Origin of the sequence: Dyella flava (genome assembly GCF_016904955.1) — a bacterium.
Taxonomy (GTDB): domain Bacteria; phylum Pseudomonadota; class Gammaproteobacteria; order Xanthomonadales; family Rhodanobacteraceae; genus Dyella_B; species Dyella_B flava.
This window is the reverse complement of record NZ_JADIKE010000003.1, coordinates 1-629: the sequence shown is the minus strand read 5'-3', so window position 1 is coordinate 629 and position 629 is coordinate 1. Positions and strand designations below refer to the sequence as shown.

At 59.0% G+C, this 629-nt stretch carries 2 pseudogenes; both read right to left on the bottom strand.

Annotation, left to right across the window (positions count from 1 at the left end):
* Nucleotides 1-215 (bottom strand): annotated as a pseudogene (locus ISP19_RS00020) (DUF2931 family protein); the annotation flags it as partial.
* A pseudogene (locus tag ISP19_RS00015) lies at nucleotides 202-629 on the bottom strand (hypothetical protein); the annotation flags it as partial. The pseudogenes ISP19_RS00020 and ISP19_RS00015, both read right to left, overlap by 14 nt.

Sequence of the window (629 nt, the reverse complement as noted above, 5' to 3'; positions counted from 1 at the left end):
ACGATGCCTTGCATCATGCCCACGAAAATCCGCCCCTGCGTATCTTCGATATCCGCTGTTTCCAGCCATACCTCCATGCGTGCTGGTGCCCGGAAGCCCAGATACCAACTGTCGTAGGGCAGGCCGTTGCGGGGAGTGCTTTGTGTCAGTGCACAGCCCGAGAGCAACAACGCCAGCCATGGCAACAGGCGCTTAGGCACGTCAGTGATTTTCATTGCGCAACACTTTGCGTTGGCTGACTCCGCCATCTTTCGCGGGAGGTTGCGGACGGTTGACGTAAAACAGATTGATCGACCGGCCGCCTTTGTGATGCGGCGCCTTGCCATCGTCACCTTCGTGCACGCTGTCGTTGGCGATGTTCCAGTTGGCGGACTGATGCAGATAGCCGCGAGCCAGCATCGCTTCTTCATCAGGGTCCAGAAGCTGTTCGGCGAGAAGCTTTGCCGCAATGGCTTGCAGCTCGTCAGGAAGCCTCATGTCGGGATCGTCATCGGGGGACTTGCTCCATTGAACTCCGGCTTGCTGCGCCAGTTGGTGCATCACCCGCAACGGAATCAGCTGATAACGCCAGTCGATGGCGCGGTTAAGGCATACCGTGGCGTAGGCCACGGGCTGGCGCGTGTTCACCA